Here is a 19,665-nt window from a genome sequence, read left to right as displayed (position 1 = left end):
GATGCGTCCAGCCAACTCTCCAGCCCGTCACCAAACCCATAAAGACCCGGTGAAGGGGTATTTACGGATTGGGGTCAGGACCTGCAACCCCCATTTTGAAAAAACTTCACATTCCACGGCAAAAACTCGCTGAACTTAATGAAAACAACAACTTATGTTTAGAAAGCGCCCGATTTCCCTTCTTAGTATTCTTTCACTTTAGAGAAATTCCGACTGACTTGTGGCCAATATGCTGGAATCGCTTGCTCAATCTCGCCTTTTCTTTGTGTCCGGTGACAAAAAAGCGCCGCCAAGGCTTCCCAAGGCGGCGCGTCTCAAAGCGATTCATCTGAAGTTACTTCAGATCGAACCTGTCCGCATTCATGACTTTGTTCCAGGCCGCAACGAAGTCATTGACGAATGTTTCACCTGCATCGGACTGACCGTACACTTCGGCCAAAGCCCTCAGTTGCGAATTTGATCCAAAAACCAAGTCCACCCGTGTACCTGTCCACTTGGTTTCACCACTTGTGCGGTCCTTGCCTTCATAGATTCCATTGCCGGAAGGCTTCCAATCGGTGCCCATGTCAAGCAGATTGGTAAAGAAGTCATTGCTCAGCGTGCCGACCCGATCTGTGAACACACCATGAAGTGACCCACCAAAGTTGGCACCCAGAACTCGCAGGCCACCTACAAGAACAGTCATTTCAGGTGCCGAGAGCGTCAACAACTGGGCTCTGTCAACCAGCAGTTCTTCAGGTGAAATGCTGTATTCAGCCTTCTGGTAATTGCGAAAACCATCCGCAGCTGGTTCCAGCAACGCAAATGAATCAACATCCGTTTGGTCTTGCGTTGCATCTGTGCGTCCAGGAGTAAATGGAACTTCGACTTCGTGACCTGCTGCTTTAGCGGCTTTTTCAACACCGACCGATCCAGCCAGTACAATCATGTCTGCCAATGAGACTTTCTTGTTGCCAGACTGAGAGTCGTTAAATGATGATTGAATATCTTCAAGCTTGCTCAACACTTTTGCAAGTTTCAGCGGCTCATTCGCCTCCCAGTCTTTTTGCGGTGCAAGGCGAATACGGGCACCATTGGCACCACCCCGCTTGTCCGATCCTCGGAAGGTCGAGGCCGAGGCCCAGGCGGTCGAGACCATCTCGGAAACCGACAATCCAGACGCCACAATCTTGGCCTTGAGATCAGCCACATCAGAGTCATCTATCAAATCGTGATCAACGGAAGGAACATTGTCTTGCCACAGCAGTTCTTCCGTTGGAGCTTCGACGCCGATGTAGTTCGAACGCGGGCCCATATCGCGGTGGGTCAGTTTAAACCACGCGCGGGCAAAGGCGTCGGCAAATTCCTCAGGGTTTTCGTGGAACCGTTTCGAAATCGGTCCATAGATCGGATCCATGCGCATCGCCATATCGGCAGTTGTCATCATGGTCTTGACCTTTTTTGAGGGATCATGCGCAGCTGGCGCCATGTCTTCCTCTTTCACGCCAACAGGTTCCCAAATCCACGCACCCGAGGGGCTTTTGGTCAGGTTCCAATCATAGCCGAACAAAAGGTCAAAATAGCCGTTGTCCCACTTGATGGGATTCGCCGTCCATGCTCCTTCGATTCCGCTGGTGGTCGTGTCATCCCCTTTCCCGCTGCCAAACTTGTTGATCCAACCAAGGCCCATCTCTTCGATTGGCGCCGCCTCGGGCTCGGGGCCGACCAGATCGGGATCGCCAGCTCCATGCGCCTTGCCGAATGTGTGACCACCTGCAACCAGAGCGACAGTTTCTTCGTCGTTCATTGCCATCCGGCCAAAGGTATCGCGAATGTCGCGACCTGAAGCCAAAGCATCCGGCTGCCCGTCGGGTCCTTCGGGATTGACGTAGATGAGACCCATCTGAACCGCAGCCAGCGGGTTCTCCAACTCTCGATCGCCCGAATAACGGCTGTGCGGGTTGTCGGTTGGAGCGAGCCATTCGGTTTCGGTGCCCCAATAGATGTCTTCTTCTGGCGCCCAGATATCTTCTCGACCACCGGCAAATCCAAACGTCTTGCCGCCCATGGATTCGATGGCGCAATTACCCGCAAGGATAATCAAGTCAGCCCAGGAAATTTGGTTTCCATATTTCTGTTTGATCGGCCACAGCAATCGGCGCGCCTTGTCGAGGTTTCCGTTATCTGGCCAGCTGTTCAACGGGGCAAATCGCTGATTGCCAGTCGATGCCCCGCCGCGGCCATCCGCTGTCCGATAGGTGCCGGCACTGTGCCAAGCCATTCTGATGAACAGGCCACCGTAATGGCCATAATCCGCAGGCCACCAGTCCTGAGAGTCAGTCATTAGGGCAACCAGGTCATTCTTTAGCGCCTGGTAGTCCAGCTTTTTGAACTCTTCGGCATAATCAAAGCCTTCGCCCATCGGATTGGATGCGGGTGAATGCTGATGTAGAATGGAAAGGTTTAGCTGATTAGGCCACCAGTCCCGATTTGATCGGGTCCCGGCACCATGCATAACAGGGCATCCGCCTGTGTTGGGGTTATCACTTCCGTCCATGTCTTTCTCCATTCCTGGCTGAAGCTTGTGTGCGTCGTGCGGTCAAATACGATTGGAAAAACAAGACTGAATGACTCCGCTGCTAAAATAGTCCCACACAGGTCGAATATGGGAACATTGGGCGTTTTGGCAGCCATGCCGAAAATTGTATCAGCGATTCGTTCTTCCTGTATGCCGTAAAGTAGCAACTTACTTCTATGCAAATAAGTTTTGTTTTCGGATGATATCAATAGGAAATAATTATCACTCTGCTCGTCTGATTAATCACCTGCTTGCTCAACGGTAAACTGTTTCGGAATTCCGCTTAGTGACCACTTACTTTTTTATACAGAGCCGACTTGTACCCAAAGAAAATACCGATGACACCAACCAACCATCCCAAGGTCCGAGCAATTTGGATAAACCTTCGGTCAGGCTGAATTGGCATCAGAATCATGGCAACTACTAATCCTAGAAATCGTATCGGAATGCTGAGAAACCCCAGAACCGCGCTGACCGGTTTGTTTTTGAGCTTGCGCCGCATGTATGTGTTTGACTGATCCCGTCCACGTGCGGCCTGATACCAGAATGAAAGCCGCTCAGGAGGAATGGTCTCGTATACAAAAGCGTCAGGGACCCAGCCCACTGTCAGGCCTTGGCCTACCGCATCGGCATAAAACTTTGCGTCAGTGCCGCCTGTCATACGCATGGTTTCGTCAAACCAAAGTCCAACCTCGCTAAACAGCCGCGTTTCGCCCAGCCAATTGTTGGTAACTACCGTAACACCACCTGTATCGTTCAGAGCGCCACGCCTGGCGGCGGCTTGCTCCTTCGCCAAATAACGGTTGCTGATATTCCTAAGCATCAGTCGCTGCACACCTGTTTCGCGACCTGACGGACCAGCTGCTCTCAACGGTGCGCCAAGCAACACCGCAGAGCTGGACCTGTAACCTGCAACCAGCCGTTCCAGCCAATCTTGCGCCACAACCTCATCGTCGTCGACAAAGCACAACAAGTCAGATCCATTGGCAATAGCCTCTCGCGCCGCCCGGTTGCGCCCAAATGGTATGCCCAACTCTGGTTCCAACACATATTCGATCGCGCATCCATTGGCCAAAGAACTGCCGGCTTCCTGAACAATCTGTTTGCTGTTCGCAACTTTATCGTTCTCGACCACAAGGAAGCGAACGATGCAATTTGACGGAATGACAAGGTCGCCCCAACTCCTCACCAGCGCAGCCAACATTTCCGGACGCTTCCGGGTTAAGGTGGATACAGTAATCTTTAAGTTGGCGGAACGGTCGGTCATATGGGTGCGTCAGTATCTTTGATTATCGACTCTTAGCATCTTAGGAATGCTTTCCCCCATTCCAGTCTTTTGTGGTCTCACTGGCGCCTTTAACATTCAACAACGCCTCTAGCCCAACACGGTAATTTGGGTAAAGCAGCGTAACACCCAATTCAGATTTGATGCGTTCGTTTCGAACGCGTTTATTTTCGCTGTAAAAACTGCGTGCCATTGGTGTCAGGTCTGCCTGGTCAAATGATACAGCCGGAGGCAAAGGCAACCCCTGCAGCTCGGCAGCGTATGCGATCACGTCCTGTGGGGGCACTGGTTCGTCATCGCAGACATTGTATATTGCGCCCGGATTTGGCCGCGCCATCGACGCGGCAAGAACCTGTGCGATGTCGTCAACATGTATGCGCGAGAAGACCTGACCGGGCTTAATGATCCGCCTCAACCCACCGCGCCTCAACTTAGAAAACGGTCCTCTTCCAGGCCCATAGATTCCGGCCAAGCGAAATATGTGCAGAGGCAGGTTTTCGATTTCAGTCCACTGTCTTTCGGCTCGGGCACGCCATCGGCCTCGCTCGGCGGTTGGGGTTATCGGCGTCGCCTCGTCAACCCATTCACCATTATGGTCTCCATATACCGCGGTCGTCGACAAGTAGCCAACCCATCGAAATTGCGCTGCGCGCGCGACGATCTCCTCGCGAAGTTCGGCCAAAACAGGATCCCCATCCGCAGTCGGAGCCGTCGATACCAGCAGATGCGTCACCCCGTCAAAATCGGGCACTTGTCCTGGCCAGATCAAAGGCTCGGCACCGGATGCGCGAATGGCATCCAGATGTTCCGCATCGCGCGATGTTCCAATGATCCGCCATCCTTGTGGTGCAAGGCGAAGCGACAGGGCGCGGGCCGAGTATCCATGCCCAAATGAAAAGAGTGTGCCAGTCATGACCCCTTGATGAAACGCGATAAGGTGGGATGCAAGTGCGTATGGACACCCTTGATTCGAATCCGCCTATCGGCATTCAATGATGCATGACCCAAAATACACCGAACTTGCATTCAGCCTATGCGCTGAACTCACCAGAAGACAGTAAACGGCTATACGCAGAATGGGCTGGCGATTATGACGATGGTTTTGCTTCGCGTGAGGATTATCAACTGCACATTCACACGGCGCGCGCTTTTGTAAGTGCAGGAGGTCAAGGTCCCGTTCTGGACGTGGGCGCAGGTACGGGTTTATGTGGCTCGGTTTTGGCAAGCCTAGGGGTCGGTCCAATAGACGCCACCGATATCAGCGCAGAGATGCTAGGCCAGGCGATGCGAAAGGACATTTATCGCGACGCGATAGAGGCTGACCTGAATCTGGGAATTCCGGTTCCACCCGAAAGCTATTCAGGCGTTGTGTCTTCCGGCACATTTACCCACGGGCATCTCGGCCCCGAAGTTTTACCCGTTTTGTTGCGTGTCGCACGCCCGGGGGCACAATTTGCATTGTCCATCAATGCCAAACACTACACTGAACGCGGCTTTGCCGAAACATTCCATGCGTTGGAACAAGGCAACATACTTCACTTAACACTTTCTGAGGTGCCGATTTTTGGCGATCTGGCCTCTGGCCCCAACAAAGACGACACCGCGCTAATTGCTTTGTTTGAGCGAAACTGAACCGTCTTTTCGCAGACTTAAGTATACATTTGCTTTTTGTATGCCCGCGTTCGCGTTGTGGCATCGGCGGACCCATCGTGATAAGTGCCAAACCACTTATCGAACGGAATTTCGGATGTACCGTAGTTGCATTCGAAATAACGATGATGCAGCTGATGAAAAAAGTCTCCGGCACGCGCTGCATCGGTGTCACCGGCCTTTAGCTTTTCAAATCCAGAATGGGAAAGAACCGGGCTGACCTGTTGAAAATAGGAATGAAACAGCAGGTGCAATGGGTGAGACGGCACAATCAGATGGATGAAGTAGGTGGAGAAGTAAAAAAAGTTCTCGTACCAGTGATTGGAAATTCCTGACCAGGGCCCAATATTGACGTTTCGGTGATGCACTGCGTGCACGTATTTATACAGCTTTGGGTGATGCTCCAGCCGATGCACCCAATAGAAATGCAGGCCTGACCACATAGGGATGAATAACATCCAAACCACGAACCAAACAGGCGCGCTTGCCCAAGTGACCGTGGGTGCCCATCCGTTGGCCATCGCCCAGTAAATCAACCATTGATAGGCCGTTGCGACCGTCATCGCACTGCCTAAAGTCCACCAGATATTGTCCAATACCTGATTGCGAAAAGTGAATGTTCCGTTGTCACGAGTAAGGTCACGACGGTCGAATTTTTTGTACATGCCCTGACCTTTGCGCATGTAAAGCCACCAGTGCAGGCCACCCGCCACAAGAATTTGCGGAATCATGTTCAATAGCCAAATGCGAAACATCCAGCCGGGTGAAAACGTTTTCATCGTCTCAAGGGCGGGAAAGAAGAAAACATAGGCCGTAACTGCCAACACCATACACAGCGTCAGAGACGTAATCTGCAACCACGCGCCACTATACCACTTAAAAACTGCCGCAGGGCGGGGAGGCCAATTGAACAGCGGGTTCAACGCCACAGGTCCGTCGGGGTGGTAATTCCAGCGGGCGGCTTCGGGATCTGGAGAATTCTCTCTCATCGCTTAATCTCTGCGGTTGATGTCAGGTGGCGTAATCCGAACCTTCGGCATCCAGCAGCGCCTTGATATCACGCATGAAGGAAACAGCTTGGTCGGGATAAACTTCGACTTCTTGCGCGGTTTTTTCAGCAACCTCATTTGACAGAACCCGCAGCTTCTGGCCGGTTTGCAATGCGCGAATGTAAGTTTCAGCCGCGCGTTCGAAGTAGTATAGTCGGTTAAATGTATCTGCCGGATCGCTGCCGATAACCAGAACGCCGTGGTTTCCCATGATCATGACCTTGTTCTTCGGATCCGACAGAAGGGACGCACAACGCTCGCCTTCGCTTTCAAAAGCAAGACCTCCAAACTCCTGATCGATCACATAACGGTTGTAGAAAATTGCTGTGCTCTGGTCGATCGGTGGTAATGTGCTGTCGGCCAAAGTTGCCAGCACAGTCGCAAAAATGGAATGCACATGCATTACGCACCTTGCGTGCGGGCAGTGGCGGTGAATCGATCCGTGCAATCCCCATGCCGTTGGGTCTGGCGCTCCGGGTTGAGTCATGACTTCTGGGTCATTGGCATCTAATAGCAACAGGTCTGATGCTCGAATTCGGGCAAAGTGCATTTGGTTGGGGTTCATAAGAAACTGAGTCCCGTCCTCATTCACCGCCAAGCTAAAGTGATTGGCCACCGCCTCGTGCATGTTTAGACGCTCTGTCCAGCGAAAAGCTGCTGCCAAGTCAACGCGTTCAGACCAATGGTCAATATTCGGGCGCAGGTTTGCGACGCTCATTTTGTCCTCCCTTGGAACCTGAATTCGGCTTGGTAACAAACGTGCATCTGGTCGCAACGTTTGACCAACGAAAAATGTGCCATTAAACCATTAGCTGAACTTATGGCAAGGTTATGTGAATGCAAAATTCACTTCCGCCACTTGGATGGCTACGTACTTTTGAGGCCGCTGCTCGGCACCTGTCCTTTACTGGCGCAGCACGCGATCTGAACATGACGCAAAGTGCCGTTAGTCAGCAGATCAAGTCTTTAGAAGGGTATCTTGGCCAGCCGCTGTTCCTGCGGCGTCCAAGGGTTTTGGAACTGACAGAAGCAGGTATTACTTATCTGCCTGTAGTACGTGAAGCATTCCGCACATTGCTTCGAGGTACACGCGCAGTGACCGGTGCGCAGCAAAACGCAGTGCAAGTACAATGCAATCTCACCTTTGCGGTCAACTGGCTGGCACCGCGGTTGCATAAATTCCGGACCTTGCATCCTGATGTTCAACTGAACATCTTCACCGAATTGTGGGAGCCGAGAGAAATAGCCGAGGGCGCGGCTGTAGAAATCCGGTACTCTTTGCGCCCCGCAGAATCAGTTCGCACTGAACTTTTGCATACTGATCACTACTACCCGGTCTGCGCTCCGGGCTTTGAAGTCACATTGGATACTTTGCAGCAGAAACCATTGTTCGACTGTTCAAATTTGTTGTCAAGCTGGGCGAATTGGGCGGAGGACCAAGCTCTAACATGGACAAATCCACCAATAACATATGCTACGACCTATCTGGTTTGCCTTTCGGTTGCTGCTGCGGGTGGTGGCCTTTGCCTGGCTCATGACGCTATTGCCACAAACCTGATCGAAGAGGGACGACTGATCGCTCCGTTCGGCCATCGGGCACGCATGGCTGAAGCCTACTACCTATTGCTGTCACCTGCTGCCGAGGAAACACCCGGAGCCGTTGTATTTGCCAATTGGATCCGGAGCCAATTGCCTCCACAGCAGCACAAACCAACAGTTCCTAGCCAGACTCATTGATCATTTTCGGAACTTTTCGGGGCTTGCGCCAGCCGGACACTGGCCTTTGACAGCGTGCCAAAGCACCACCAGAGTCAGCACTTCATGATGGTTTAATGATACCCATTTTGCGGGGTTGCACCTTTTCACACATTGGTGAAAGTTGGGCCATGGAAATTGTACCTCTCCCCAGTTGGCCCGACTCCGCCTATCGCTTGATCGCTGTCGCCGCAGGCCGGGATGCCGCCGACATGGTTATTCGCGGCGGCGTCTGGGTAAATGTACACAGCCGCGAGTTGTTGCCCGACCATGACATAGCAATTGCAGAAGGGCGCATTGCGTTTGTTGGTCCAGATGCAAGGCACTGCATTGGCCCAAATACCGAGACTATTGAGGCACGCGGGCGCTATATGATACCGGGTTTGTGTGATGGGCACATGCATATTGAATCGGGCATGTTAACCCCTGCCGAATTTGCGCGTGCAGTAATCCCTCATGGCACGACCTCCATGTTCACAGACCCCCATGAAATCGCGAATGTCCTTGGGCTGGATGGCGTACGCATGATGCATGACGAAGCCATGATGCAACCGGTGAACATATTCACTCAGATGCCGTCATGTGCGCCATCCGCGCCCGGTCTGGAAACGACCGGCTATGAAATAACACCCGAGGATGTCGCAGAGGCCATGCATTGGCCCGGCATAATCGGGCTGGGCGAGATGATGAATTTCCCGGGTGTCATTAATGGCGATGCCAAGATGCTGGCAGAAATCGCAGCTACTCAGAATGCGGGAAAGGTCGTTGGCGGTCACTACGCTTCACCTGAATTAGGGTCTGATTTCTCGGCCTATGTTGCGGGTGGCCCCGCGGACGATCACGAAGGTACATGTGAGGAAGATGCCATTGCGCGGGTCCGCCAAGGGATGCGAATGATGATGCGACTGGGCTCGGCCTGGTATGACGTAGAAAGCCAGGTCACTGCGGTGACCGAAAAAGGATTGGACCCCCGCAGCTTTATTCTTTGTACCGATGATTGCCATTCAGGTACGCTGGTCAACGAAGGGCATATGAATCGGGTAGTTCGGCATGCCATCGCATGTGGCTGCGATCCGCTGGTCGCTATACAAATGGCGACAATTAATCCCGCCACCCATTTTGGTTTGGAACGGGAGATCGGATCCATAACCCCTGGGCGAAGGGCTGACGTGATTCTCAGCTCGGATTTGACCAAATTACCAATTGAGACAGTTATTGCGCGCGGTCAGATAGTGGCCCAAGACGGCGCGATCGCCGTCGATTGCCCTCATCTGGACTGGCCGGGGTCCGCACGAAATACCGTGCATCTGGGTCATAGGCTGACTTCTTCAGATTTTGAAATTGCGGCTCCAATCGGAGCTAACCGGGTGAAGGCCAATGTCATCGGGGTCGTAGAAAATCAGGCACCGACCAAAGCATTGAAAGCGGAACTGCCGATCATCGAGGGTTTGGTCGAGGGCGAGAATGAGGTTTGCCAAATTGCCTTGGTCGAGCGGCACCGTGCGACCGGAGGTGTAACCAACGCCTTTGTCTCAGGTTTTGGGTATCAAGGCAAAATGGCAATGGCCTCGACAGTGGCACATGACAGCCACCACATGATCGTCGTAGGCACCGACCGCAAACAAATGGCGATGGCCGCTAACCGATTGGCCGAAGTGGGCGGCGGCATCACTATTTTCCGCGACGGGCAAGAACTTGCTTTGGTCGAGCTTCCGGTCGCTGGTCTAATGTCCGACAGCCCCGCCGCCGAAGTCGCAGCCAAAGCCGAAAACATGGTCGCGGCCATGCAAGCCTGCGGTTGCCGCCTCAACAACGCGTACATGCAACATTCTCTGCTGGCGCTTGTCGTAATCCCCGAGCTGCGGATTTCAGACATTGGGCTGGTGGATGTCCGCACATTTGAAAAGATTGATCTTTTGGAACCGCTAGCATGACAAAAATTGTAACGCCCGACATTCCCAAATCTGCACAGTTCACCGATCCGGGTGCAGCGGTTGCCCGTCTCGAAGAATTGTATCAATCAGCGACCCGTTTTTTGTGCGAAAACTTTGCTAAGTCAATGGACGAGGACGCTCCAAACCTTCGGTTTAGAGCCTATTACCCGGAGATTCGAATTAAAACATCATCATACGCTCAGGTAGATAGCCGCTTGAGTTTCGGTCACGTCTCGGAACCAGGCGTTCATGCAACAACGGTAACAAGACCGGATCTGTTCAGATCTTACCTGACCCAACAGATTGCTTTGTTGATCAAAAATCATGATCAACCGGTTTCAATCGGTGCGTCAGATACACCAATCCCGGTTCATTTCGCGGTTGCCAATAATCCGGGTCTTCACGTTCCGCATCAGGGCGCAGCTGGTTTCACGTTGCGCGATGTCTTTGATGTTCCTGATCTGACTACCACCAATGATGACATCGTAAACGGAGTTTACGACGGCGAAGACAGTGTGGGTCCGTTATCTCTGTTTACCGCTCAGCGCGTCGACTATTCGCTGGCAAGGCTTGCTCATTATACGGCGACCGACCCCAGCCACTTCCAAAACCATGTCCTGTTTACAAACTATCAGTTTTACGTGTCCGAGTTCGAAAATTATGCTCGTGAGCAACTCGCCGACCCCGACAGTGGCTACACCAGCTTTGTTTCAACCGGAAATGTGGAAATATCTGAACCTAACCAAAAGCTCGAACAGCCGTTAAAGCTGCCTCAAATGCCGACCTACCACCTAAAGCGTGCTGACGGATCCGGTATCACATTGGTCAACATTGGCGTTGGACCTTCGAATGCCAAAACCGCAACAGACCACATTGCAGTTTTGCGCCCACACGCTTGGTTGATGGTCGGACATTGCGCAGGTCTGCGGAATACGCAGGCATTGGGCGACTTTGTCCTGGCCCACGCTTATCTGCGCGAGGACAAGGTTCTGGACGACGATTTACCGGTTTGGGTTCCTATCCCGCCTCTGGCTGAGGTTCAAGTCGCACTGGAACGCGCAGTGGCAGAAGTAACCGAACTGGAGGGTTACGAACTTAAGCGTATAATGCGTACCGGTACTGTTGCTTCGGTTGACAACCGCAACTGGGAACTTCGCGACCAGTCCGGACCAGTGCAACGGCTCAGCCAATCGCGCGCGATTGCGTTGGATATGGAGAGCGCGACGATCGCCGCAAATGGCTATCGTTTTCGCGTTCCCTATGGGACATTGCTTTGTGTTTCAGACAAACCACTGCACGGAGAACTGAAATTGCCAGGCATGGCTTCATCCTTTTACACAACTCAGGTAAGCCGCCATTTAGCGATTGGAATTCGCGCGATGGAGCACCTTCGCGGCATGCCCCTAGAGCGTCTGCACAGTCGGAAATTGCGTTCTTTTGACGAAACTGCCTTTCTCTGACGTAAAAAAGCAACGATTTCCCCATATTTTTATGGTTTTTGGCGCTACTATTCGTTGTGTTTGACCACAATATCCCGTTAAAGTTACGCGGTGAGGCCCTATCTATCGGGCACGTTAAGGAGACCAAGAAATGGCAAAGCCTATGACAAAGACTCAGCTGGTTGCTGCTCTCGCTGAGGAAATGGGAACCGACAAGAAGTCCGCAAACGCCGCGCTGGAGGCCATGACCGGCCTGATCACTCGCGAAGTGTCGGCGGGCGGTGCAGTGACCCTGCCTGGCGTCGGTAAAATCTACTGCCGCGAGCGCCCAGAGCGTATGGTGCGCAACCCAGCCACAGGCGAACAGTTCAAAAAAGAAGCCGATAAGGTGGTCAAGATGACTATCGCAAAGGCGTTGAAAGACAGCGTAAACGGCTAATTCGTTTTCTACGAAAGCGTTCAGGGGCTGCCGTCGGGTGGCCCCTTTTCCATGCATGACAGAAGCTGAGAATTAACTGACGAAACAGCCGACACCGAAACATCCAAATTCCATGAGTTTTGTAACGCACCTGCCTACCAACGTTTGGTTGGTTGGTGTTTTGCAGGACCACGCGCCAAGAAATCCGCTCAAATATTACTCCACCATACTGACACACCTCATTAACAATCGAAAACGTCAACAGCCCGGTCACTATGCCTCAGATTGACGCTTGCGACCCTACTGAAAATGGGAAACAGTCCCCTGGAATTTCTCGGGAGTCTCAGATGGATCTGCGTGCCATCGGTATGGGGTTGGTTTTTGCCCTTATCTGGTCCTCAGCCTTTACGTCGGCCCGGATCATAGTGGCGGACGCTTCTCCTCTGTTCTCGCTGGCGCTCAGATTTCTCATATCTGGTCTAATCGGCATCGCAATAGCGCGCGCTATGGGTCAGAATTGGAATCTGACTCGCGACCAGTGGCGGGCAACAATCCTATTTGGAATTTGCCAGAACGCCCTTTACTTGGGTCTGAATTTCTATGCCATGCAAACAGTCGAAGCTTCGGTCGCGGCGATAGTAGCATCCACAATGCCGTTGCTTGTCGCTCTGGCAAGCTGGCTATTTCTCAAAGAAAAACTGCGCCCGTTAGGCGTTGCTGGTTTGATTGCTGGATTCGCCGGGGTCGCATTGATCATGGGTAATCGGATCAGTTCAGGTGTCGACCTGTTCGGAGTCGCTTTGTGCGGCATAGGAGCATTGGCATTGGCATTTGCCACACTGGCCGTGCGCAGCGCTACCTCCGGTGGCAATTTCATGATGGTTGTTGGGCTTCAAATGATCATAGGGTCAGCTGTGCTTTTCTTAGCGGCGCCGGTTTTTGAAACGATTTACATCCGGCCAAACTTGCAGTGGATGACAGCATTTACCTACACAATCTTGTTCCCGGGCCTGCTTGCCACACTCATTTGGTTTCAGCTTCTCAATCGGATCGGTGCCATTCGCGCGGCAACTTTCCACTTTTTGAACCCGGTCTTTGGCGTCACGATTGCCGCTCTGCTTCTCGGCGAAACACTCGGGTACCTTGACGCCGTGGGTGTCGCCATAACGACGGTGGGTATTTTAGCGGTTCAACTGTCCAGGCAACCAGTTCAGCGCAGCAAAGCCTCGATCTGACGCACAACTTTTCGTGAATTAGGTTTGGTATTCGCTCCCCAGGTCGCAATAACCGATCCCTCTGAATCGATCAGAATTTTGTTAAAGTTCCATGCTGGTGCAAAGCCAGTCTGATCAGCAACCGCTTTGTAAAAAGGGTGAGCATTTTCACCTTTGACGGGCGTTATTTCGGTCATTGGAAGTGTCAGCCCAAAATTGACTTCACAGAAGCGTTTCACTTCTTCAGCCGACGCCAATTCTTGTTTGAACGAGTCCGAAGGAACCGCAAGGACGACAAGGCCTTGTTCCGAGTACGTTTCGTGCAGGTTTTGCAACGCCGAATACTGACCTGTGAAACCACACTGGGAAGCTGTGTTTACGACCAGGATTGGTTGCCCCCTCCAATCTTCGATAGACAGCGTTCCGCCGTCTATTGACTCGAAAGTACCAGTTAGCGGAGCTGCCTGAACGATACGGGCAAGCAACAACAACGCGGTCAGTAGAAGCAGTCTGAGCATTTCGTTACCTCCTTTATATGTTAATACGCGCCAAATTGGCTGGCAGATCACCGCAAATCCGTGGAAAATGCTTGCAATATGACTTTGATTTTCGCCGGAATATACCAAATTAGTAGGACAATTGGATCATCACCGGAGGAGCCATGACCCGTTACACCAAGGACCCCGAGGCCATTGCAGCCCTCTCTCCCGAAGAATTTCACGTCACACAACGCAGCGGTACCGAACGACCCGGAACGGGTAAGTTGTTGAATAACAAGGAACCGGGGATTTATGTGGACATCGTTTCCGGAGAACCGCTTTTTGCCTCGACTCACAAATACGAATCCGGATGCGGTTGGCCCAGCTTTACCAAGCCGATTGTTCACGAGCATGTCGAGGAACTTCAAGACCATTCGCTTGGTATGATCCGGACAGAAGTTCGCTCTAAATTTGCGGATAGCCACCTTGGGCATGTTTTTCCTGACGGCCCACACGAACATGGCGGGCTACGTTACTGCATCAATTCCGCGGCTTTGCGGTTCGTTCATCGCGACGAGATGGAGGCCGAAGGCTACGGTGAATATTTGATCCATGTGGAGGAAATCCAATGACCGAACAACGCGCTGTTCTGGCTGGTGGCTGCTTCTGGGGAATGCAAGACCTGATCCGTAAGCTACCCGGGGTGAAACGCACCCGCGTCGGATATACTGGTGGCGATGTGCCAAATGCCACTTATCGCAACCACGGCACCCATGCGGAAGGGATCGAGATTTGGTTCGACCCCTCTGAAATCACTTATCGTGAACTTCTGGAATTTTTCTTCCAGATCCACGATCCAACTACGGTGAATCGCCAAGGCAATGACATCGGCATGAGCTACCGCTCAGCGATCTACTATTCGGACGACGCACAGAAACAAGTCGCTGATGACACAATAGCAGATGTTGACGCTAGTGGCTTATGGCCGGGTAAAGTAGTTACCGAAGTCGAGCCAGTTGGCGATTTCTGGGAGGCCGAACCTGAGCATCAGGACTATTTGGTCAGAATTCCCAACGGCTATACCTGTCATTTCCCCCGAGCCGACTGGGTTGTGCCCAAACGATCAAGCGCAGCTGAATAATACAAGCGCCCCTTGCAAGATAGGGGCGCTAGCCCAAGGCAACCCGAGGCCGGCCGCTAGCTTCGACGGTAATCAGCGCCTCTACGAAAACTTCCCGCGCTTCGACACTTGCAGTTCGAATATCTTGGGCCACTGTCATGCGAATATCTTCGGCTCCGGCCTCTTTCACAGCGTTCTCAGCATCGCGCCGCAGAACGCTCGTTAGAAGCTCTAATGCTTCCTGTACGTCGGAAAAATCCTGCGGACCGTCTTCCAGATGAACCCGGAAACTCCCTTCGGAAGGCGATGTAACTGTTCCCGATCTTCGTAGCGTCACCCTACCAACGACAGCTCCAATTGCGTTGGCTACCCCTGCATGATCCGGTAGGATCATCTGGCAATGCAGCCTCTTTCCGACAGCAGGATAATAACTGAGAGCAGACGCCCCTAACCCCACTACATCGACATTCAACGCAGCATCCAGCGCAAGCAGGCCCCGGTGTTTTGCCAGCCCTCGTCTTGTCAGGACGTGGTGCGCCAATTCTTTAGGAGACAGCGAAAATTTTTCAAACTCTTCCGAGAAAGCAGTCTCTAATAAGGCAATAGACGTTTGTTCCGTAAGCTGATCCACAATCATCTGAGCCAGCTTTTCTGGTGATGCTGCCAATGGATCTCCTGATCCCACTCTTTTGCGTGCAACAAGTTCGAGTGCTTTGTGGGCTGCTTTCTCGTCCCATTCGGAAAGGCGGCCCAAAACGTGGCTGGCATCAGATGGAGTGATGCCAGACACCTGCACTATCCCCCTGTCCACCAACCGGTTCAAAGCAGCGTACTCCATTCGGGTCCGCAATAGTTGATCGAGCGGCAAAACCTGATCACCGATTCGTGCAAGCAACCTTTCTTCCCGTTCTCCAGCGCCGTCTGTTGGGATACCGGGTACCCTGCGCGCAAACCGGGTGTCGTGCTCACCCGCAGTTGTCGCCTGAAGTTGTTGATCCAAAGCAGAATGCACGATCTCAGGTGCTTCAATGGCGATTAACGAAACTGGCAGTACGCGACGTGGGCCAAGAAGTACCCCACCTTGCAGTCCTTCTGTAACGACATGAACCTGACTGTCGCCGCCCAAACCGTAGGTCCGCATGGCAACTGCTTCGACCATGGTGCGAAATCCACCCACTTGCGCTCCCGCAGGATCAATGGCCGGTTTCCCATCGCGTATCAGCGCGACATCGGTAGTTGTGCCACCTATATCCGACACCAATGCGTTTTGCGCGCCAGTCAACCATCGTGCCCCAACTATCGACGCAGCCGGTCCGCTAAGAATGGTTTCGATTGGTCGCTCACGCGCCTGTTCGGCGCTCATCAGCGCACCGTCGCCGCGCACCACCATCATCGGAGCGGTTATACCCAAGTCAGTCAATCTATCCTGCGCCCGCCCGATAAGGCGGTCGATCATGCCAATCAATCGGGCATTCAGCACCGCAGTAACCGCCCGCTTTGGCCCATTCAGCTTAGCGGAAAGATGGTGCGAACACGTAACCGGCACCCCCGTCCGATCCGAAATTATTTTCGCGGCCTGAAGTTCATGCACAGGGTTTCGAGTCGCAAACTGCCCGACAATAGCATAGCCTGAAACCCCTGAATCAGAGTCTAAAAAATTCAAAAGGCCGGTTTCGTCCAAAGGTGCGGCTTCGCTGCCTGCATGATTGTGACCGCCGCCCAATACTAATACCGGGTCCCCTTTCAGAGCGTCCTTCAAACCATGTCTGTCAAGATCACTTTCTTTGAAACCGATGTATATCAGCGCAACACGTCCACCCTGTCCTTCAACCAGCGCGTTGGTTGCAAGTGTGGTCGACAAGGACGCCAACGCAATCTGTTCAGGCTGGACCTTCGCTGCATCCAAAACGGCAGAAATCGCTTTGCCCACACCGATTGCCAAATCCTCTCTGGTCGTTAGTGACTTGGCAGAGGCCACAACTTCGTTCTCGTCCCGTACCAGAACGGCATCTGTATAAGTACCGCCCGTATCAACACCCAAAGCCAAAGCCATCGGGCCCTCCATTTCTTCTTTAACGTCGGGTGTAGCGGTTAAATACGCCGCGTCCAGCCTGTTTGCGGCGTTTATGACAGCTGACTTACAGCCCAGCGCGCGGCATCTGCCACAACAGGATCCTGATCGTCACACAATGCTTGCGCTGTCACTCGCAATTCAGTCAAACCTGAATTGCCAATCGCGTACAATACATTGCGAACAAACCTATTCCGACCGATGCGTTTGATTGGAGAACCCGAGAATTTATTGCGAAATTCAGCGTCATCCAGCTTGGCGAGTTTCGCCAAACTTGGTGCCGCAAGATCATCTCGCGCTGCATAACGCATGTCGCTGGCCAAGACCGCAAACTTATTCCATGGACATGCCGCCAAACAATCGTCGCATCCGTAAATCCGGTTGCCCATCAAGGGACGGAGTTCAGCATCCACCGGCCCTTTATGTTCGATCGTCAGATATGAGATGCAACGTCGGGCATCTAACTGATAAGGGGCTGGAAATGCATTCGTTGGACAGGCGTTTAAACAAGCGCGGCACGATCCGCAGTGGTCAATCTCGGCAACGTCCACTGGTATGTCCAATGTAGTAAAAACAGAGCCTAAAAAGGCCCAATTTCCCCATTCTCGACTGACCAAGTTCGTGTGCTTCCCTTGCCATCCCAACCCCGAAGCATGGCCCAACGCCTTTTCTGGCACCGGAGCGGTGTCTACAAACACCTTCACTTCGCCCCCTGCTTCTGAAATCAGCCACCGCGCCAATCGCTTCAGTCGTTTTTTGACCACATCATGGTAGTCTTTGTTCTGGGCGTATACTGATATCGCGCCGAGATCCGGATGGTTTAGCACCTCGGTCGGATCATGCTCGGGTGCATAACTTTCAGCCAACATAACTACGGACCTGGCCTCGGGCCATAACTTGGCAGGATCGCCACGCCAGTGAACACGCTCCGCCATCCATGTCATCTGCCCATGATACCCTTTTTCCAGATACGTCTGCAGCTGTGTTGGAACATGAGGGACATCCCATGGCCGACATAAGCGGCACGAGACAAACCCCTCCGACAGGGCTTGGGCCACCAGCCGTTCTTTCAACTCCAATCCGCTCTTCATTGGTCGCAAAAACCCATTGGGGGTGAACTAAATCCGCGGGCTAACGATGGCGGACCGACCCTTTTAACCAATCCTATCAGAAATCCAGATCAGCGTAATGGGCCGGAGGACGGAACCCTGGCACTTGATCGGCCAGAATTGATCGGAACGCCGGTCGGGATTTGATTTTCGCGTACCAATCCTTAACTGCACGGCTTCGGTTCCAATCAACGTCTGAAATATAGTCCAAAGCGGACAAATGCGAGGCTGCAGCAAAATCCGCCAAAGTCATCTGATCTCCGGCCAGCCACCGGCGATGATCCAATAGCCATGACATGTAGTCCAAATGGTATTTGATTGCGCGGGCTCCTTCTTTGACATTCTTGCTGTCCGGGTAACCTTGGCCAGTCACCTTTTTGTTTACCCGCTCATACAACAGCTTCGAAGTGACTTCGTTGTGAAACTTGTCATCGAACCAACCAATCAGTCGCCGTACTTCGTATCTGGCTTCCGGCGTTTTGGGCATCAGTGGGGGATCTGGACGCGTTTCTTCAATATACTCACAGATCGCACTACTCTCTGCCATGACATTCCCATCAAGTCGCAACACAGGCACTTTACCCGCCGGGTTCCGGCGCAAGAAATCAGAATCCTGCTCCCAGTACCTTTCTTCTACCAATTCGACTTCGATCTTCTTTTCTGCCAATGAAAGCCGGACTTTTCGGCAAAATGGGGACAAGGGGACATGAAACAAACGCGCCATGGACTTCCAATCAAACCAGATAACCTGCTTCAGCTTTAGCCTTTGATGGACAGAAGTTTCAATCCTCGAAGCAATCCGCGCGACCATCTGCGCGGATGGTGGCCGCACCATCCAAAATTGATGCTGCGCGTCGGCGTGTCCGCGTCGAGGGGTCTGTAACCGACCTGTTACGTGGTGAGGGCAGGATTGCTGCCAACCTCGCCGCCTGAACTGGTGTCAACTTGGCGGCGCTTACGCCATAGTATCTCTGAGCGGCTGCTTCGACCCCGAAAACGCCTTGTCCGGTTTCGGCAACATTCAAATACACCTCAAGAATACGTTGCTTGGTCCAGATTATTTCAACCACCGGAGTCATCGTAGTCTCCAAAGCCTTTCGAACCCAACTACGTCCCTGCCAAAGAAAGACATTCTTCACCACTTGTTGAGAGATGGTAGAAGCCCCCCTTGACCCTCCATCTTCCAAAGCATCGCGTATCGCCTCGACGTCAAACCCCCAGTGTAGGCAGAAATTTGCATCCTCAGCCGCAACAGCTGAACGCGCCATTACAGGCGCGATTTCATCGAAAGAAACCCAATCCCGTTCGACTTGACCCAACCGACGCCATTCCGACCAAATCGTATGCGTAATGGGTGGATTAACAACAGAGTAGAGTAGCACAAGCACTAGAAATAGTACTGCAAATCCCAGCGCGATGCGCACAACCCAGCGCCTGATCAACCCCAGAAACGAGGCTCGTTTTTTTGACTGAGATACCTGTTTCTTTCGACCGCGAGATTTGCGGACTGCTTTCTTTGCCATGCCCCTGCTATACGCCGCCGCGGGGACGTGAGGAAAGGCCTAATTCACCGTATTGCAAGCCT

At 52.7% G+C, this 19,665-nt stretch carries 18 protein-coding genes; 8 read left to right on the top strand and 10 right to left on the bottom strand.

The genetic code is table 11. The features are described 5' to 3' along the window. Positions 1-334: 334 nt before the first annotated feature. The 3 genes from katG to GOV45_RS20085 form a co-directional block, all read right to left on the bottom strand. Positions 335-2,536 (bottom strand): catalase/peroxidase HPI, encoded by a 2,202-nt coding sequence (gene katG / locus GOV45_RS20095; RefSeq protein WP_170481325.1) that lies wholly within the window; start codon positions 2,534-2,536, stop codon positions 335-337. Between the two features lie 304 nt (positions 2,537-2,840). Beyond that, the gene (locus GOV45_RS20090) at positions 2,841-3,824 is read right to left on the bottom strand and encodes a glycosyltransferase family 2 protein (protein ID WP_170481268.1); all 984 of its coding nucleotides are present in this window, start codon (positions 3,822-3,824) and stop codon (positions 2,841-2,843) included. Positions 3,825-3,864: 40 nt separating this feature from the next. Then, positions 3,865-4,755, bottom strand: coding sequence for an SDR family oxidoreductase (locus GOV45_RS20085; RefSeq protein ID WP_170481265.1), 891 nt, complete (start codon positions 4,753-4,755; stop codon positions 3,865-3,867). Positions 4,756-4,841: 86 nt separating this feature from the next. Here GOV45_RS20085 and GOV45_RS20080 point away from each other — a divergent pair, with 86 nt between their 5' ends. Then, the gene (locus tag GOV45_RS20080; protein ID WP_170481262.1) at positions 4,842-5,474 is read left to right on the top strand and encodes a class I SAM-dependent DNA methyltransferase; all 633 of its coding nucleotides are present in this window, start codon (positions 4,842-4,844) and stop codon (positions 5,472-5,474) included. Between the two features lie 17 nt (positions 5,475-5,491). On the opposite strand, the gene GOV45_RS20075 is transcribed toward GOV45_RS20080, so the two are convergent. Together GOV45_RS20075 and GOV45_RS20070 are read right to left on the bottom strand one after the other, a co-directional pair. Continuing rightward, on the bottom strand, positions 5,492-6,481 hold the full coding sequence (locus tag GOV45_RS20075; protein WP_170481259.1) for a sterol desaturase family protein: 990 nt from the start codon (positions 6,479-6,481) through the stop codon (positions 5,492-5,494). Positions 6,482-6,503: 22 nt separating this feature from the next. Beyond that, on the bottom strand, positions 6,504-7,259 hold the full coding sequence (locus tag GOV45_RS20070; protein WP_170481256.1) for a class II aldolase and adducin N-terminal domain-containing protein: 756 nt from the start codon (positions 7,257-7,259) through the stop codon (positions 6,504-6,506). 119 nt (positions 7,260-7,378) lie between these two features. On the opposite strand from GOV45_RS20070, the gene GOV45_RS20065 reads away from it, so the two are divergent. From GOV45_RS20065 to GOV45_RS20045, 5 genes are all read left to right on the top strand, one after another. After that, on the top strand, positions 7,379-8,278 hold the full coding sequence (locus tag GOV45_RS20065) for a LysR family transcriptional regulator (RefSeq protein ID WP_170481253.1): 900 nt from the start codon (positions 7,379-7,381) through the stop codon (positions 8,276-8,278). Positions 8,279-8,427: 149 nt separating this feature from the next. Then, positions 8,428-10,230 carry an adenine deaminase gene (gene ade / locus GOV45_RS20060; RefSeq protein WP_170481251.1) on the top strand — a complete coding sequence of 601 codons (1,803 nt, stop codon included), beginning with the start codon at positions 8,428-8,430 and terminating at the stop codon, positions 10,228-10,230. After that, positions 10,227-11,690 carry an AMP nucleosidase gene (locus GOV45_RS20055; RefSeq protein ID WP_170481249.1) on the top strand — a complete coding sequence of 488 codons (1,464 nt, stop codon included), beginning with the start codon at positions 10,227-10,229 and terminating at the stop codon, positions 11,688-11,690. Before ade ends, GOV45_RS20055 begins: the two co-directional genes overlap by 4 nt. A 130-nt stretch (positions 11,691-11,820) precedes the next feature. Next, the gene (locus GOV45_RS20050; RefSeq protein WP_010442901.1) at positions 11,821-12,108 is read left to right on the top strand and encodes an HU family DNA-binding protein; all 288 of its coding nucleotides are present in this window, start codon (positions 11,821-11,823) and stop codon (positions 12,106-12,108) included. A 326-nt stretch (positions 12,109-12,434) separates the two neighbouring features. Then, entirely contained in the window at positions 12,435-13,322 is an 888-nt protein-coding gene (locus GOV45_RS20045; protein ID WP_170481247.1) for a DMT family transporter, read from the top strand. Here the strand turns inward: GOV45_RS20045 and GOV45_RS20040 are convergent. Beyond that, the gene (locus tag GOV45_RS20040) at positions 13,298-13,819 is read right to left on the bottom strand and encodes a glutathione peroxidase (protein ID WP_170481245.1); all 522 of its coding nucleotides are present in this window, start codon (positions 13,817-13,819) and stop codon (positions 13,298-13,300) included. The two genes, GOV45_RS20045 and GOV45_RS20040, sit on opposite strands and share 25 nt — an antisense overlap. 143 nt (positions 13,820-13,962) lie before the next feature. On the opposite strand from GOV45_RS20040, the gene msrB reads away from it, so the two are divergent. Together msrB and msrA are read left to right on the top strand one after the other, a co-directional pair. Continuing rightward, positions 13,963-14,412 carry a peptide-methionine (R)-S-oxide reductase MsrB gene (gene msrB, locus GOV45_RS20035; RefSeq protein ID WP_170481243.1) on the top strand — a complete coding sequence of 150 codons (450 nt, stop codon included), beginning with the start codon at positions 13,963-13,965 and terminating at the stop codon, positions 14,410-14,412. Further along, a complete protein-coding gene (msrA, locus tag GOV45_RS20030; protein ID WP_170481241.1) occupies positions 14,409-14,921 on the top strand; it encodes a peptide-methionine (S)-S-oxide reductase MsrA in 513 nt (170 codons plus the stop codon). The genes msrB and msrA overlap by 4 nt, the downstream gene beginning before the upstream one ends. Before the next feature lie 28 nt (positions 14,922-14,949). Here msrA and GOV45_RS20025 read toward each other — a convergent pair whose 3' ends face one another. The 4 genes from GOV45_RS20025 to mtgA form a co-directional block, all read right to left on the bottom strand. Beyond that, the gene (locus tag GOV45_RS20025) at positions 14,950-16,953 is read right to left on the bottom strand and encodes a hydantoinase/oxoprolinase family protein (RefSeq protein ID WP_170481239.1); all 2,004 of its coding nucleotides are present in this window, start codon (positions 16,951-16,953) and stop codon (positions 14,950-14,952) included. A gap of 71 nt (positions 16,954-17,024) precedes the next feature. Beyond that, complete coding sequence (queG, locus tag GOV45_RS20020; RefSeq protein WP_170481238.1) at positions 17,025-18,062, bottom strand: tRNA epoxyqueuosine(34) reductase QueG; 1,038 nt, start codon at positions 18,060-18,062, stop codon at positions 17,025-17,027. Positions 18,063-18,138: 76 nt separating this feature from the next. Next, on the bottom strand, positions 18,139-18,804 hold the full coding sequence (gene fzlA, locus GOV45_RS20015; protein ID WP_170481236.1) for an FtsZ-binding protein FzlA: 666 nt from the start codon (positions 18,802-18,804) through the stop codon (positions 18,139-18,141). A gap of 58 nt (positions 18,805-18,862) precedes the next feature. Next, on the bottom strand, positions 18,863-19,603 hold the full coding sequence (gene mtgA, locus GOV45_RS20010) for a monofunctional biosynthetic peptidoglycan transglycosylase (RefSeq protein ID WP_170481234.1): 741 nt from the start codon (positions 19,601-19,603) through the stop codon (positions 18,863-18,865). Positions 19,604-19,665 lie beyond the last annotated feature (62 nt).

Origin of the sequence: Ruegeria arenilitoris (assembly GCF_013035425.1) — a bacterium.
GTDB classification, from domain to species: domain Bacteria; phylum Pseudomonadota; class Alphaproteobacteria; order Rhodobacterales; family Rhodobacteraceae; genus Ruegeria; species Ruegeria arenilitoris_A.
This window is presented reverse-complemented; position numbering and strand designations above follow the sequence as displayed.

Coding starts and splice junctions, on each gene's coding strand:
- GOV45_RS20055 (WP_170481249.1), top strand. CDS start 10,227: ATGACAAAAATTGTAACGCCCGACATTCCCAAATCTGCACAGTTCACC.
- mtgA (WP_170481234.1), bottom strand. CDS start 19,603: ATGGCAAAGAAAGCAGTCCGCAAATCTCGCGGTCGAAAGAAACAGGTA.
- katG (WP_170481325.1), bottom strand. CDS start 2,536: ATGGACGGAAGTGATAACCCCAACACAGGCGGATGCCCTGTTATGCAT.
- msrB (WP_170481243.1), top strand. CDS start 13,963: ATGACCCGTTACACCAAGGACCCCGAGGCCATTGCAGCCCTCTCTCCC.
- GOV45_RS20025 (WP_170481239.1), bottom strand. CDS start 16,953: ATGGCTTTGGCTTTGGGTGTTGATACGGGCGGTACTTATACAGATGCC.
- queG (WP_170481238.1), bottom strand. CDS start 18,062: ATGAAGAGCGGATTGGAGTTGAAAGAACGGCTGGTGGCCCAAGCCCTG.
- GOV45_RS20070 (WP_170481256.1), bottom strand. CDS start 7,259: ATGAGCGTCGCAAACCTGCGCCCGAATATTGACCATTGGTCTGAACGC.
- GOV45_RS20080 (WP_170481262.1), top strand. CDS start 4,842: ATGACCCAAAATACACCGAACTTGCATTCAGCCTATGCGCTGAACTCA.
- msrA (WP_170481241.1), top strand. CDS start 14,409: ATGACCGAACAACGCGCTGTTCTGGCTGGTGGCTGCTTCTGGGGAATG.
- fzlA (WP_170481236.1), bottom strand. CDS start 18,804: ATGGCGCGTTTGTTTCATGTCCCCTTGTCCCCATTTTGCCGAAAAGTC.
- GOV45_RS20090 (WP_170481268.1), bottom strand. CDS start 3,824: ATGACCGACCGTTCCGCCAACTTAAAGATTACTGTATCCACCTTAACC.
- ade (WP_170481251.1), top strand. CDS start 8,428: ATGGAAATTGTACCTCTCCCCAGTTGGCCCGACTCCGCCTATCGCTTG.
- GOV45_RS20050 (WP_010442901.1), top strand. CDS start 11,821: ATGGCAAAGCCTATGACAAAGACTCAGCTGGTTGCTGCTCTCGCTGAG.
- GOV45_RS20085 (WP_170481265.1), bottom strand. CDS start 4,755: ATGACTGGCACACTCTTTTCATTTGGGCATGGATACTCGGCCCGCGCC.
- GOV45_RS20075 (WP_170481259.1), bottom strand. CDS start 6,481: ATGAGAGAGAATTCTCCAGATCCCGAAGCCGCCCGCTGGAATTACCAC.
- GOV45_RS20045 (WP_170481247.1), top strand. CDS start 12,435: ATGGATCTGCGTGCCATCGGTATGGGGTTGGTTTTTGCCCTTATCTGG.
- GOV45_RS20040 (WP_170481245.1), bottom strand. CDS start 13,819: ATGCTCAGACTGCTTCTACTGACCGCGTTGTTGTTGCTTGCCCGTATC.
- GOV45_RS20065 (WP_170481253.1), top strand. CDS start 7,379: ATGCAAAATTCACTTCCGCCACTTGGATGGCTACGTACTTTTGAGGCC.